The following is a 14236-nucleotide window of genomic DNA, read 5'->3' on the forward strand; positions in this document are numbered from 1 at the left end:
CGTAAATCAGGTTACCAATCCGCCAGCCAGATAGCGGCGGGACTCGGCGCTGCGCGGTGCGTCCAACACCTGCTGTGCGGGTCCATGTTCGACCACGCGACCGGCCTGCATCATCACAATATCTGCGGCCAATCGGCGGGCTTGTCCGATGTCATGCGTCACCATCACGATGCGTACACCGCGCGCCGATGCGCGCAACACCATCTGTTCGATCGTCTGCGTGGCACTCGGGTCCAACGCGCTGGTAGGCTCGTCGAGAAACAGCGTCTCAGGCTCAAGCGCCAGGGCGCGCAAAATCGCCAGGCGCTGCGCCTCGCCCCCCGACAGCGAGCGTGCTGACTGACGTGCCTTACCTTCCAATCCGCCTTCCGCGAGCAGTTCAACGATACGCTGCTTGCGCAAGCTGCGCGGCATAGCCTGCCGCTTCAGCACAAATTCAAGATTGGCCGCAACCGATCGGCGCAGCAGGACCGGGTTTTGAAACACCATTGCCTGTCGCGCCTTATGTGCAGCGTTAAGCGAACGCCCATCCTGAGTGACACCCCCACGATCCGGAGCAATCAACCCATGCAAACACCGCAGCAGAAGGCTTTTTCCTGCCCCGTTCGGCCCAAGGATCAAGGTCGGCCCCGGCCCATCGAGACAGAGCTGCGACACGTCAAGAAGCACCTTGCCTTTGCGGCTGATATGCAGATCGCGCACTTCAATCACGCCGGGCATCGCGGTTACCACATCACGCATGGCGCAACCCCTCCTGCTCGGCCCTCAAAGTCAGGGCGCTGACCATCGCATTCACCGCAACAGCAATCCCGATCAGAATAGCCCCCAATGCCAGCGCAAGCGCCAGATTGCCTTTCGAGGTTTCAAGCGCAATCGTCGTCGTCATCACACGCGTCACATGGTTGATGTTGCCACCCACGATGATCACCGCCCCAACCTCGGCAATGGCGCGCCCAAACCCAGCTAACAGCGCCGTAACCAAGGCCAAACGCGCATCCCAGAGCAGCACCGGAACCGAAGCCAGCCGGGATACGCCCAAGGATCGAAGCTGTTCAGAATACTCCTCAGCCAACATCTCGATCACTTGTCGGGTCAGGGCTGCCACAATGGGCGTAACCAAAACCACCTGCGCGATAATCATGGCGGTCGGCGTGTAGAGCAGTTCCAAGACACCCAGAGGGCCGGAACGCGACAGCATCAGATAAACCAGCAAGCCCACGACGACCGGCGGAAATCCCATCAGTGCGTTCATCAGGATAATCAGAACCCGCCGCCCCGGAAATCGCGCAACGGCCAGGGCTGCGCCGATTGGCATGCCGATCGCGGCAGAAATCAGCACTGCAAAGACCGAAACCCGCAGTGAGAGCAGCACAATCGCCCAAAGCTCTGCATCCACTTTCAGGATCAGAGTGAATGCCTGATTGAATTCTGATGCAAAATTCTGCATTTTCTTCTATGTTCGAGCTTTGCGTTCGTTAATTGCGTTATTTTACAAGTAAATTCTAAGGCATTCATCGCGCAAGTACAGACACAAATCCGACATCGCAAAGAAAAACGCGGCCCCAACTGGAGCCGCGTTCAAAGCATGGTCAAAGATCTTTGCGTCTTAGTTCAACGCCGCATCCGTGATCTGGTGAGTCCACGCACCTTCGGGCTGGGCGGTAATCACCGGGTCCGAGCCACCGGCCAGCAAAGTGGCCACCGTGCGCTCGAAATCGGCGGGGTCGAGCGCGCCGTTCGATCCGGCCGTCAGCTTGGCGATTTCACCCATCATGCGCTTTTGATGCTCTTCCGTCTGAGCGCCTGTCGCATCGTTTTCCAATACGATCTCAGCCGCTTCATCCGGGTTCTCTTCGGCGTATTTCCAACCCTTCATCGATGCGCGCACGAAACGCTCCATCTTATCGGTAAAGGCCGCGTCGCTCAGGTTCTCTTCCAGCACATACAGACCGTCTTCCAGCGTGGCGACGCCCTGATCTTCGTACTTAAAGGTCACCAGCTCTTCGGGCGTAACGCCAGCATCAATCACCTGCCAGTATTCGTTGTAGGTCATGGTGCTGATGCAATCGGCCTGACGCTGCAGAAGTGGATCAACATTAAAGCCCTGTTTCAACACCTCTACACCGCTTTCGCTTTTGCCATCGGTGCTGATACCCAGCTGGCTCATCCAGCTCATGAAGGGGAATTCGTTGCCGAAGAACCAAACGCCCAGCGTACGGTTTTTCAGATCGTCAGGTGACGAAATTCCGGCATCCTTCCAGCAGGTCAGCATCATGCCCGAGCTTTTGAAAGGTTGTGCGATATTGACCAGCGGCAGGCCCTTCTCGCGAGCGGCCAGTGCGGCGGGCATCCATTCGACGGTCACGTCCGCGCCGCCCCCGGCGATGACCTGAGTGGGTGCAATGTCAGGCCCACCGGGCAGGATGGTGACGTCCAGCCCTTCTTCATCGTAGAACCCTTTGTCCTTGGCCACGTAGTAGCCTGCAAACTGTGCCTGCGTGACCCACTTCAATTGCAATGTGACCTCATCCGCCGACCAAGCTGCAGTGGCAGCCAGGCTAAAGGCGGCAACCGCCCCGCTGAGTAGCTTCTTCATCTTCAAGTCTCCTAGTTGCTGTTATTGCCCCGTTTTCGGGGTCTGTTGAATTCCTCTTATCCTCGCTGCGACGGGTGCCAGAAGGTCACCGTTTTCTCGATCAGTGCGACCGCGCCGTAGAAAGCCGTTCCGGCAAGTGCAGCCACCACGATCTCGGCCCAGACCATATCAAGCGCAAGCTGCCCTACGCTGGTCGATATGCGAAAGCCCATGCCCAGCGTGGGCGAGCCAAAGAACTCGGCCACGATAGCGCCGATCAGCGCCAATGTGGTAGAAATCTTCAACCCGTTGAAAATAAACGGCATCGCAGCGGGTAAGCGCAGTTTCAGAAAGCTCTGCCAATAGGTCGCTGCATAGGTCTCCATCAGGTCGCGCTGCATGGCCGTTGCCTCGCGCAGTCCTGCTACGGTGTTCACCAGCATCGGGAAAAATACCATCACCACCACAACAGCGGCCTTGGAATGCCAGTCAAACCCGAACCACATGACCAGTATCGGAGCGGTTCCCACGATGGGCAAGGCGGCGACGAAATTGCCAACCGGCAACAACCCTAGGCGCAGAAAGTCCCAACGATCAACTGCGATCGCCATCAGGAAAGCGGCGGTGCAGCCGATGATATACCCACTCAGCGCACCTTTGATGATGGTTTGCCTGAAATCGGCCCACAGGATCGACAGACTGTCACCAAACCGTACAGCTATGACCGATGGCGCGGGCAGGATAACCAAGGGCACCTCGAGCCCGTGCACCAGCAATTCCCAAACGCCGATAACCGTCAGACCGAAGATCAACGGGGCCAGGAACCGGACCAGAGGCGTATCCGCCATGGGCCCACTGGCCAACCGGCTGTTGAGCCACCACCCCGCAAGCCACAGAAGAAGGGCCAAGAAAATCATGATCATTGCGCCATCCCCATCCGTCTAAGGACCGTACGCTCAATCAAACCCAGCAAGCCCACGAGGCATCCCGCAAGAATGGCCGCTGCAAACAGGGCCGACCAGATCTGCACCGTCTGGCCATAGTAGCTGCCTGCAAGCAAACGTGCGCCCAGACCTGCAACTGCTCCGGTAGGCAATTCGCCTACGATGGCGCCGACCAGTGACGCTGCGATCCCAATCTTCAGCGAGGCAAACAGATAGGGCATGGACGCAGGCAACCGCAGCTTCCAAAACCCTTGCGATTGACTGGCATTATAGGTGCGCAGCAAATCCAACTGCATCGCGTCCGGACTGCGCAGCCCTTTCACCATTCCGACGACAACCGGGAAGAAACTCAGATAGGCCGAGATAATGGCCTTGGGGATGATCCCCTGAACACCGACCGAATACAGGACAACAATGATCATAGGCGCAAGCGCGATGATCGGGATGGTCTGGCTGACAATCGCCCAAGGCATCACCGACAGGTCCATGACTTTGCTGTGCACGATCCCGACCGCCAACAATATGCCCAGACCCGTGCCAATCGCAAAACCCAGCATTGTAGCGCTCAGCGTGACCCAACCATGATAGATCAATGAGCGCTTGGAGGTGATCTTTTTGTTGATCGTCGTGTCCCACAACTCCAGCACCACGTCATGGGGTGTCGGCAGCCGAGGGCGATCCTGTTCCCATGTCTCGGGGATGGCAAAGCTGTTGTCCCAGACCAGAATGATATCATACTCCAGCAACCGCTCCTTCGCGGTTGGAGGATCGACCTCCTCACCTGCGCGTTCAGCAGCGTTCAGTGCACTGTCGATGTTCATAGGTATGCAGGCGATGTACCAGATGGCGACAATCGCGGCGATCACCCACATGACGGCTGTAATCTGTTTCATGCCCGCCACTCCATCCGGATGACCGGCACTGTTTCTGGAGGTGTTGGAGGCTCAGTACCGATTTCAGTGAAGCCTTCGCGTCGATAAAATCGTTGCGCATCCCTATTGGGCACATGCGTGGTCAGCCACAGAAAATCTCGGTTTTCCTTGGCCTTATCCAGCAATCTTTTACCGATACCTTCACCGGTCCTCAGACAATAAAGCGCGCCAACTTTACTCTCGACAGGATCAAGCGACATGTAACAATCAGCCGGGTCGCCTGAGACCCAGATATCGCGATGCGGAAACGCCTCGCGGATCAGCTCTTCGAGTTTCTCTTGAGGCAGATCGTCGGGCATCCAGTCGGTTTCGTCGATCCATGTCCAGATCACTTGCGCACAAGCCGCCACGTCATCGGGTTTCGCCCTTCTGATGTCGATCTCGTGCATCAGACTTCGTCTCCATGCCCTGCTCGCAAACCTTCGCGCACACGATGGGCAACTTCGATGAACTCCGGCGTGTCCCGAATGTCCAGAGGCCGCTCTTTCGGCAGAGGGCTGTCGATCACATCCGTAATCCGCCCAGGTCGAGGGCTCATCACCACGATCTTGGTGCTCAGATATACTGCCTCGGGGATCGAGTGCGTGACGAACCCGATGGTCTTCTCCGTCCTTGCCCAAAGATCCAGAAGCTGTTCGTTCAGATGATCGCGCACGATCTCATCCAAAGCCCCAAACGGCTCATCCATCAGAAGGATGTCCGCATCAAAGGCCAAGGCCCGAGCGATGCTGGCCCGCTGCTGCATTCCACCCGATAGCTGCCAGGGAAACTTGCCACCAAACCCTTCAAGATCAACCAGTTCCAGAACTTTGTTAACGCGCTCTTCCTGCTCGGTCGCGGAATAGCCCATGATCTCAAGCGGTAGTTTGATATTCTTGGCAATCGTGCGCCAAGGATAGAGGCCCGCGGCCTGAAACACATAGCCATAGGCCCGCTTACGCCGTGCTTCATCCGGTGTCATCCCATTCACGGTCAGCAACCCGCCCGTCGGCGTTTCCAACGCCGCGATACAGCGCAGGAACGTGGTCTTGCCACAGCCCGAAGGCCCGATGAAGCTGACGAACTCGCCTTTGCCAATCGACAAGTTCACATCTTTCAATGCATGGACAGGCCCGTCATTCGTCTGAAAAGTCAGGTCCAGCTGCCTTGCCTCAATAACAGGTTGAGTCGTGTTTTCTGTATTCATTCCATTGCCTTGAAGAATCCTGAAACCGGGCCACCAACAGGCGGCCCAAAAACCTTACACACCAGATGCCGGTATTCCCGTCCGTTCAACCGGTCGCGGAGCAGTCAGCTCTTTCCAGGTGCTCAGCGCTTTGTTCACGTGGGTGTTGGCTTCGCGCGCCACGAATTTCCCATGCCCCTCCTGGGTCTGGATTTCACCATCATGCACAGCCACCACGCCACGGGTCAGCGTAAAGCGTGGCAATCCGCGCACCTCTTTGCCCTCAAAGACGTTGTAGTCGATAGACGATTGCTGCGTCTCGGCCGAGATCACCTTGGCTTTGTTCGGATCCCAGACCACAAGGTCCGCATCCGCACCCACCAGAACGGCGCCTTTTTTCGGATAACAATTCAGTATCTTGGCGATGTTGGTTGAAGTCACAGCTACGAATTCGTTTGGCGTCAATCGCCCGGTGTTCACACCATGTGTCCAAAGCATCGGCATCCGATCTTCCAACCCTCCGGTCCCGTTCGGGATCTTGGTGAAATCGCCCACACCATAACGTTTCTGTTCAGTCGTAAAGGCACAATGGTCCGTCGCCACAACGCTCAGCGTTCCGGACTGCAGACCATTCCACAAGCTGTCCTGATGTTGCTTGTTCCGGAACGGAGGACTCATGACCCGTCGCGCAGCATGCTCCCAATCGTGGTGGAAATATTCGCTTTCATCCAAGGTCAGGTGCTGGATCAGAGGTTCCCCCCAAACACGCTTGCCCTGCATCTTGGCACGCCGGATCGCCTCGTGTGCCTCTTCGCAGGACGTATGCACTACGTACAACGGCACACCGGCCATATCGGCAATCATGATCGCCCGGTTGGTCGCTTCACCCTCCACCTGCGGTGGTCGCGAATAGGCATGCGCCTCTGGCCCCGTGTTGCCTTCAGCCAATAACTTGGCACTCAGCTCAGCCACCACGTCGCCATTCTCGGCATGCACCATCGCGGTGCCGCCCAACTCGGCCAGACGCTTGAACGAGGCAAACAGCTCGTCATCGTTCACCATCAGCGCGCCTTTGTAGGCCATGAAATGCTTGAACGTGTTGATCCCGCGCGTCTCGATGACGGTCTTGATGTCATCAAACACCTGTTCACCCCACCAGGTCACCGCCATGTGGAACGAATAATCACAATTCGCACGCGTCGACTTATTGTCCCAGCGCTTCAACGCATCCAGCAGGCTCTCGCCCGGATTGGGCAGCGCAAAATCGACAACCATGGTGGTTCCACCCGCCAACGCCGCCCGCGTCCCGCTTTCGAAATCATCGCTGGAATAGGTCCCCATAAACGGCATCTCCAGATGCGTATGCGGATCAATCCCCCCCGGCATAACGTAACAGCCCGTTGCGTCCAGTTCTTTATCGCCGCGCAGGTCCGGGCCGATCTCGGTAATCACTCCGCCTTCAACCTTCACATCCGCCTTATAGGTCAGATCAGCGGTCACAACGGTTCCGTTCTTGATCACAGTGCTCATCTTAAACTCCCTGATGCGGTCTGCGCCGCTTGCTTCATCTGGCTAAAAATATCCCGGGGGAGTCGCCCATCGGGCGACGGGGGCAGAGCCCCCTATTCCACGATCCCCGCCGTCTCAACGACCGCATGAAACAGAACATCCGCCCCAGCTGCAGCCCAATCTTTGCTGATCTCTTCGGCCTCATTGTGACTCAACCCATCTACGCAAGGGCACATCACCATTGCAGTCGGAGCCACCCGGTTGATCCAACAGGCATCATGCCCGGCACCCGAGATGATATCCATATGCGAATAACCCAACCGCTCCGCCGCATCGCGCACGGCGGCCACGCAGCCATCATCGAATTTCACCGGATCAAAGCCCCCAACCTTCTCGAATTCGATCTGCAGCCCCATCTTGTCGACAATTTTCTCTGCAGCAACTCGCAGACGGTTCTCCATATCGGTGATCACATCCAACTCGGGTGAGCGGAAATCGACCGTGAACACAGCCTTACCCGGGATCACATTGCGCGAATTCGGATAGACATCGATATGCCCAGCGGCACCGACGGCGTGCGGCGCATGCGACCAGGCGATCTCATCCACTTTTTCAAGAATACGCGCCATCGCCAGCCCGGCATTCTTGCGCATCGGCATCGGGGTAGACCCGGTATGCGCATCCTTGCCGGTCACTGTGATCTGGGTCCAGCTCAGCCCCTGACCATGGGTGACGACGCCAATATCCTTGCCTTCAGCTTCCAGAATGGGGCCCTGTTCGATGTGCAGTTCAAAGAACGCGTGCATCTTTCGCGCACCCACTTCTTCGTCGCCGCGCCAGCCGATACGGTTCAGTTCATCCCCAAACTTCTTACCTTCGGCATCCTCGCGATCATACGCCCAATCCTGAGTGTGCATTCCTGCGAACACGCCCGATGACAGCATTGCGGGCGCATATCGCGTCCCCTCTTCATTGGTCCAGTTGGTCGCCACGATTGGATGCTTGGTCTTGATGCCAAGATCGTTCAGCGTGCGAATAATCTCCAACCCGCCGAGCACGCCCAAAACACCATCATATTTGCCGCCTGTGGGCTGTGTATCCAGATGCGAACCCACGTAGACCGGCAGAGCGTCCGGGTCCGTTCCCTCGCGATGGGCAAACATGTTGCCCATTTGATCCAACCCCATGGTGCAGCCCGCGTCCTCGCACCATTTCTGGAACAATGCACGCCCTTCGGCGTCCTCGTCAGTCAACGTCTGGCGATTGTTTCCGCCCGCAACACCGGGGCCTATCTTGGCCATCTCCATCAAGCTGTCCCACAACCTGTCGCCATTGATCCTGAGGTTCTGCGCCGGAGCTGCCATCATGTTCTTCCCTGTTGCTAGCGATTTGGCTCGCTTTTGGTGTCTTGATTTGACCATCTGGTCAAACTCACGCTATCACGGGTTCGACATCAGTCAAGAAATTGCAGTGACCTGCCGGAATTTTCGACATATTCGACACCCAACTGGCCGAAAAAGAGACATCAGGTGAACATGCCCAAAGACCGCGCCCCGACACGGATTCAGCAAAAGAACCGCGCAGCGATTCTCGAGGCAGCTCTGAATGTATTCTCAGCGCATGGGTTTCGTGGAGCAACTGTCGACCAAATCGCGGCTGAGGCAGGGCTGAGCAAACCCAACCTGCTCTATTACTTCCCGTCCAAAGAAGCGATCCACACCGCCCTTTTGTCAGGCCTGCTTGAGGTCTGGCTGGCACCGCTGCATACCCTGGACGAAGACGGCGACCCGCTCGAAGAGATACTGTCCTACATTCATCGCAAGCTCGAGATGAGCCGCGATCTTCCCCGCGAAAGCCGTCTGTTCGCCAACGAACTGGTTCAAGGAGCGCCACGCATTCATGATGCGCTGTCCACAGATCTGAAAAAGCTGGTCGACGAGAAAGTCGAAATCCTGAACCTATGGATGGATCAGGGCAAGATTGCACGCGTGCATCCCTACCATCTGATTTTCTCAATCTGGGCACTGACCCAGCACTATGCGGATTTCGATGTGCAGGTCCGCGCGATCCTCGGCGAAGAAGACCCTTTTGAAGGCGCAACGCCCTTCGTCGAAACACTTTATCGAAAACTGCTGGCGCCTTAACAAAAGCTTTACCCTATTGGGAAATAGCTCGCGCCATGTTGACACGCTGAGACAACCCCGATCCCTGGATCGCCCAGCTTTTCTCGTCCCGCTCCGCACGAAGCGGCGCGGTAGTCCACAGCTCGGTTGCCTGGGTTGAGCGCGAAGTCGGTCACTCCGCTTTTCAGAGTGAAGTTAAGCGGCGCGGATATCACCTGATCCGCACCGCAAACCAATACATCGTCATCTGCCATAACGGCCCGATCGACATCCTGTTCTGAGAAAATTCTGCGAATTTTCTCGCCTAAGATTTTTCGACGAAAAATCTCGGCCTATTCAGCGGCCTTCGCCATCGGATTGTTGGGGTGAGTCGTCCAGTTGGCATATTCCGGATCAACGACCTTGCCCGTACGCGGATCAACTTCTCCGGCGGCCATCGGCACCATGGAAATACAGCCCTCAACCGGACAGACATCCACGCAGAGGTTACAGGCCACGCACTCGTCGTCGATGACATCGAATACCCGATCTGCCGACATTGAAATCGCCTGATGGCTGGTGTCTTCGCAGGCGGCATAGCAGCGCCCACATTTGATGCACTGATCCTGATCGATCTTGGCTTTGGCGATGTAGTTGAGGTTCAGATATTGCCAGTCCGTCACGTTGAGTACGGCGCGCCCGATCACTTCGTCGATATTGGTATAGCCTTTTTCGTCCATCCATTCCGACAAGCCAGCGGTCAGTTCGTCAATGATCTTGAACCCGTATGTCATCGCGGCAGTGCAGACCTGAACATTACCGCAACCCAGCGAGATGAACTCAGCCGCATCACGCCAAGTGGTCACGCCACCGATACCTGAGATCGGTAGCCCACGAGTGGCCTCAGCCCGAGCAATCTCTGACACCATGGACAGGGCAATCGGCTTCACTGCTGGCCCGCAATAGCCGCCATGGCTGCCTTTGCCATCAATCGAAGGCTCAGGGCTGAATGTATCTAGATTGACACTGGTGATCGAATTGATGGTGTTGATCAACGATACCGCATCCGCGCCGCCGTTCTTGGCCGCCGCCGCCGGTTTACGAATATCGGTGATGTTCGGGGTCAGTTTCACAATAACCGGGCGGTCATAATACTGCTTGCACCACCGGGTCACCATTTCGATGTATTCCGGCACCTGCCCAACGGCCGACCCCATGCCGCGCTCGCTCATCCCATGCGGGCAACCAAAATTCAGCTCGATCCCGTCTGCACCAGTTTCGGCCACGCGCGGCAGAATGGCTTTCCAAGCGGCCTCTTCACAGGGCACCATGATCGAGGCGATAAGTGCACGATCCGGATAATCCGCCTTTACGCGAGCCATTTCCTCAAGGTTCACCTCAAGCGGCCGGTCGGTGATCAGTTCGATGTTGTTGAGCCCCAACAACCGGCGGTCTGCGCCGTAGATCGCGCCATAGCGTGGGCCGTTCACATTCACGACCGGAGGCCCCTCGGCCCCCAAGGTCTTCCACACTACGCCACCCCAACCGGCCTCGAAGGCGCGGCGGACGTTATATTCCTTATCCGTCGGCGGTGCCGAAGCCAGCCAGTATGGGTTTGGACTTGAAATTCCCAAGAAATTTGATGTTAAATCAGCCATTTATCCGGCCTCCCTGATGCAGATTTGCATCTTTAACTTTGAGTTTCACACGCTTAGACTTGCGTGGATATCCATCGCGGCATCGCGGCCCTCGGCCACAGCGGTCACAGTCAGATCCTCGCCACCTGCCGCGCAATCACCGCCAGCCCATACACCGGTCATCGACGTGCGCCCGGCCCCGGTCACAGTGATCTTGTTACCGTCCAGCGTCAGCCCTTCCGGCACGCCATCCAGAGTCTGGCCGATGGCCTTGAGAACCTGATCGGCGGGGACACGGACGGTTTCTCCCGTTCCGGTCAAACGACCATCATTGCTGGCAGTATACTCCAATTCGATCTCTGCTGCGGCACCATTTCCGTGAATGGCCAATGGCTGGACATTGCACAAAATCCGAACGCCGTGCGAGGCTGCCAAGTCCTGCTCGTAGCGGCTGGCCCCCATCGCGTCGCGCCCCCTGCGGTAGGCGATGGTCACATGCTCGGCCCCCAGCAATTTAGACTTCACTGCCGCGTCCACCGCAGTCATCCCCCCACCTATCACAACGACATTCCGCCCTACCGGAAGATCTGCCAGATCGCTGGCCTGCCGCACATCGGAGATGAAATCGACCGCCGGACGCACCCCGTCTTTATCGACCCCGTCAGCACGCAGCGCGTTCACCCCTGCCAGACCGATCGACAGAAAAACAGCATCATAGTTTTCCTTCAGGCCATCCAGCGAAATAGTCTCACCCAGAACAGATCCGGTTTCGATAGCGATTCCACCGATTTTCAGCAGCCAATCGACCTCGGCCTGCGCAAAATCGTTGGTCGATTTATAAGCCGCAATGCCATATTCGTTCAAACCGCCCGGTTTGGGCTTGCCTTCGTGGATCACCACATCATGTCCCAGCATCGCCAGACGATGCGCACAGGCCAGACCGGCGGGCCCTGCTCCGACCACGGCAATTGTCTTGCCGGTTGATGCGGCGCGCTCGAAGGGATGCGCGCCCGATGCCATCACGTCATCGGTTGCATAACGCTGTAGGCGCCCAATCTCGACCGGTTTGCCTTCGGCCGTTTCACGTACGCAGGCCTCTTCACACAAGGTTTCGGTCGGACAAACCCGGGCACACATACCGCCCAGAATGTTCTGCTCCAGAATAGTCTGACCTGCCGCCTGCGGTTGCCCGGCCTGAATCTGGCGAATGAACAACGGAATATCGATATCCGTCGGACAGGCCGTCACACATGGCGCGTCATAGCAGAAATAGCAGCGATCCGCGGCCACGGCGGCCTCGTGCGGGGCCAATGGTGGATGCAGATCGGTGAAATTCGAGGTCAGCTCATCGCTGGAAAGCCGCCCGGAGACGATCCCGGGTGCCATCTGGCCCTGTGCCATCACTCTACTCCCTGTAGATATGTTTGTTATGAGGTACAGCTTGCCATAAACAAATTTTTTATCAATTGGTAAAATTTGTCAAATGGTCAAAAAAAGAAAAATCCGGACGAAAAGCCCGGATTTCAAAGAAATCTGCGTAATTTCGCAGCAGATGCTGCGTCAGACCATCCCGTCGAGATGTCCGGATTTGATCCAGACGCGCGCTCCAACCTCGCCAGCGACGGCAACCGAACCCGATCCGGGCGGCAGGCGCAGCCAGTCCCAGGTACCGAACTCTTCGCCCGCCTCAGCAAAGCTTCCCTCGATGACGAAGACCTCAAGCCCCTTGCTGGCATCCAGTTCAATACGCGCGCCAGCGGTCCAGCTTTGAACACGGACATCCTCATACGCATCCGTGAACAGATCGACATCCCGGCCCCCGTTGATCGAGCGACGCACCTCGGTGCGGTCATCAGGATCGAATTGATGCAGTTTGACCAGAATGGTCGCGCCCTCGCTGGCCGAGGGTGTATGGGATGATGTCGGAGGATTGCGAACATAGCTGCCAACTGGGAAATCTCCGGTCTCGTCCTGGAACACACCATCCAGCACCAGATATTCCTCACCCCCGTCATGGGTGTGCGCGGAAAACGCACTGCCAGGGGCAAAGCGCACAATAGTCGTCGCCCGGGCGACTTCCTCACCGATGCGGTCCAGCATTTTGCGTTCGACGCCGGCGGCCGGGGAGGCGACCCATTCTGTCTGATCAAAGTGAACGGCGACCCGCCGCGTGAAATCCGCATTGACCCGCATCTGCAATCCTCCTGCGTTGCTGCCCCATAAGATGGCATCCGGAACCGGAATTTCAAACCGGATCCGTTTGGGGTTTTGACGCCCCTTACGGCTTGTTGTACTCCCGGTTGAGGCAGATGCCGAATTCCGGCCCGATCAGAGAGCGACAAGATGCAGGCAAGCCCGGCGACATTCAACATCCTCATCATCGGGCAAAACAACCGGCTGCAATATGAGGCGTTGCTGTTTGCCGCATCATTGCGCCACAGTTCCCCAGGCTTCAAGGGTCGGTTGTTTGTGGGCGTACCACAGCCCGGCCCGCGCTGGCCCCAGAACCCGAGCATACAGGACATCGAGGTGCTGGAAGCGCTGCAGCATCTGGGTACTGAGATCCTGCCCTTCGATTCCCATACTTTCGGCGCAAGCTATCCCCACGGCAACAAGATCGAAGCCCTGCTGGCAATGCCCGAGGGCGAGCCATTCGTCTTCTTTGACAGCGACACGCTGATCACCGGCGAGCTTGCCGATGTTCCATTTGATTTCGACCGACCCGGTGCCTCGCTTAGAGTCGAAGGTTCGTGGCCCAAACCGACGCTCTATGGTCCCGGCTATGAAGGTATCTGGCGAGCGTTATATGACCGGTTCGGGCTGGATTTCGAAAGCTCTCTCGATCCCAGCCAACCGTCGGGATATTGGCGGCACTATCTGTATTTCAACGCCGGATACTTCTTTTACAAATGCCCCCGCCTGTTTGGTGAGCGCTTTCTCGACTACGCCCGCACCATCCGGGACGAGGAAATCCCCGAGCTGACAGGACAGGTTCTGGATCCTTGGCTTGATCAGGTTGTTTTGCCGCTGGTCATCCACTCGTTCGGCGGTGGTCGGGATGCATTGCCCGAGGGTCTGCTGGACGGATCGATCAGTTGTCATTATCGCCTGTTTCCGATGCTCTACGCCCGCGAAAGCGATCATGTGATCGAGGTGTTGGAAACCGTTGTGGCCCCGAACAAGATCAAGAAGGTGCTCAAAGGATATGACCCGCTGAAGAAGCTGGTGATCCAGCGCAAGGGTACGAAGATCCGGGCCTTGTTCGACCAGGACAACCTGCCAGCGCGCGAACAGGTCATACGCAAGACAATCAAATCCAAGGGGCTTTGGCTGCGGTGACGCAAGCGTTGTGCGTGACGGGTCAATGTCTTA

At 57.2% G+C, this 14236-nt stretch carries 14 protein-coding genes; 2 read left to right on the forward strand and 12 right to left on the reverse strand.

What is annotated here, in order from left to right; genetic code table 11:
• Positions 1 to 6 precede the first annotated feature (6 nt).
• From ACR0NF_RS05600 to ACR0NF_RS05640, 9 genes are all read right to left on the reverse strand, one after another.
• Positions 7 to 741 carry an ATP-binding cassette domain-containing protein gene (locus ACR0NF_RS05600; RefSeq protein WP_480470075.1) on the reverse strand — a complete coding sequence of 245 codons (735 nt, stop codon included), beginning with the start codon at positions 739 to 741 and terminating at the stop codon, positions 7 to 9.
• Positions 734 to 1447: an ABC transporter permease gene (locus tag ACR0NF_RS05605; RefSeq protein ID WP_480470076.1), complete on the reverse strand. Its 714-nt coding sequence runs from the start codon at positions 1445 to 1447 to the stop codon at positions 734 to 736. Before ACR0NF_RS05605 ends, ACR0NF_RS05600 begins: the two co-directional genes overlap by 8 nt.
• A gap of 159 nt (positions 1448 to 1606) precedes the next feature.
• Complete coding sequence (locus tag ACR0NF_RS05610) at positions 1607 to 2596, reverse strand: ABC transporter substrate-binding protein (RefSeq protein WP_480657968.1); 990 nt, start codon at positions 2594 to 2596, stop codon at positions 1607 to 1609.
• A gap of 56 nt (positions 2597 to 2652) precedes the next feature.
• Positions 2653 to 3498: an ABC transporter permease gene (locus ACR0NF_RS05615; protein WP_480777897.1), complete on the reverse strand. Its 846-nt coding sequence runs from the start codon at positions 3496 to 3498 to the stop codon at positions 2653 to 2655.
• Complete coding sequence (locus ACR0NF_RS05620; protein WP_480470079.1) at positions 3495 to 4412, reverse strand: ABC transporter permease; 918 nt, start codon at positions 4410 to 4412, stop codon at positions 3495 to 3497. Before ACR0NF_RS05620 ends, ACR0NF_RS05615 begins: the two co-directional genes overlap by 4 nt.
• The gene (locus tag ACR0NF_RS05625) at positions 4409 to 4840 is read right to left on the reverse strand and encodes a GNAT family N-acetyltransferase (RefSeq protein WP_480470080.1); all 432 of its coding nucleotides are present in this window, start codon (positions 4838 to 4840) and stop codon (positions 4409 to 4411) included. The genes ACR0NF_RS05620 and ACR0NF_RS05625 overlap by 4 nt, the downstream gene beginning before the upstream one ends.
• Positions 4840 to 5637 (reverse strand): ABC transporter ATP-binding protein, encoded by a 798-nt coding sequence (locus ACR0NF_RS05630; RefSeq protein ID WP_480777898.1) that lies wholly within the window; start codon positions 5635 to 5637, stop codon positions 4840 to 4842. The genes ACR0NF_RS05625 and ACR0NF_RS05630 overlap by 1 nt, the downstream gene beginning before the upstream one ends.
• Before the next feature lie 54 nt (positions 5638 to 5691).
• Positions 5692 to 7146, reverse strand: a complete 1455-nt coding sequence (gene hydA / locus ACR0NF_RS05635) for a dihydropyrimidinase (RefSeq protein WP_480777899.1) — start codon at positions 7144 to 7146, stop codon at positions 5692 to 5694.
• A 92-nt stretch (positions 7147 to 7238) separates the two neighbouring features.
• Positions 7239 to 8489: a Zn-dependent hydrolase gene (locus ACR0NF_RS05640; protein WP_480667143.1), complete on the reverse strand. Its 1251-nt coding sequence runs from the start codon at positions 8487 to 8489 to the stop codon at positions 7239 to 7241.
• Between the two features lie 171 nt (positions 8490 to 8660).
• On the opposite strand from ACR0NF_RS05640, the gene ACR0NF_RS05645 reads away from it, so the two are divergent.
• Positions 8661 to 9269, forward strand: coding sequence for a TetR family transcriptional regulator C-terminal domain-containing protein (locus ACR0NF_RS05645; RefSeq protein ID WP_480658573.1), 609 nt, complete (start codon positions 8661 to 8663; stop codon positions 9267 to 9269).
• A 311-nt stretch (positions 9270 to 9580) separates the two neighbouring features.
• Here ACR0NF_RS05645 and preA read toward each other — a convergent pair whose 3' ends face one another.
• From preA to ACR0NF_RS05660, 3 genes are all read right to left on the reverse strand, one after another.
• Positions 9581 to 10885 (reverse strand): NAD-dependent dihydropyrimidine dehydrogenase subunit PreA, encoded by a 1305-nt coding sequence (preA, locus tag ACR0NF_RS05650; RefSeq protein WP_480470085.1) that lies wholly within the window; start codon positions 10883 to 10885, stop codon positions 9581 to 9583.
• 45 nt (positions 10886 to 10930) lie between these two features.
• A complete protein-coding gene (locus tag ACR0NF_RS05655; protein ID WP_480777900.1) occupies positions 10931 to 12265 on the reverse strand; it encodes an NAD(P)-dependent oxidoreductase in 1335 nt (444 codons plus the stop codon).
• Positions 12266 to 12424: 159 nt separating this feature from the next.
• A complete protein-coding gene (locus ACR0NF_RS05660; protein ID WP_480777901.1) occupies positions 12425 to 13057 on the reverse strand; it encodes a cupin domain-containing protein in 633 nt (210 codons plus the stop codon).
• 150 nt (positions 13058 to 13207) lie between these two features.
• On the opposite strand from ACR0NF_RS05660, the gene ACR0NF_RS05665 reads away from it, so the two are divergent.
• Positions 13208 to 14203 (forward strand): hypothetical protein, encoded by a 996-nt coding sequence (locus ACR0NF_RS05665; RefSeq protein WP_480470088.1) that lies wholly within the window; start codon positions 13208 to 13210, stop codon positions 14201 to 14203.
• Positions 14204 to 14236: the final 33 nt, after the last annotated feature.

This window comes from Ruegeria sp. CF4 (genome assembly GCF_056537345.1).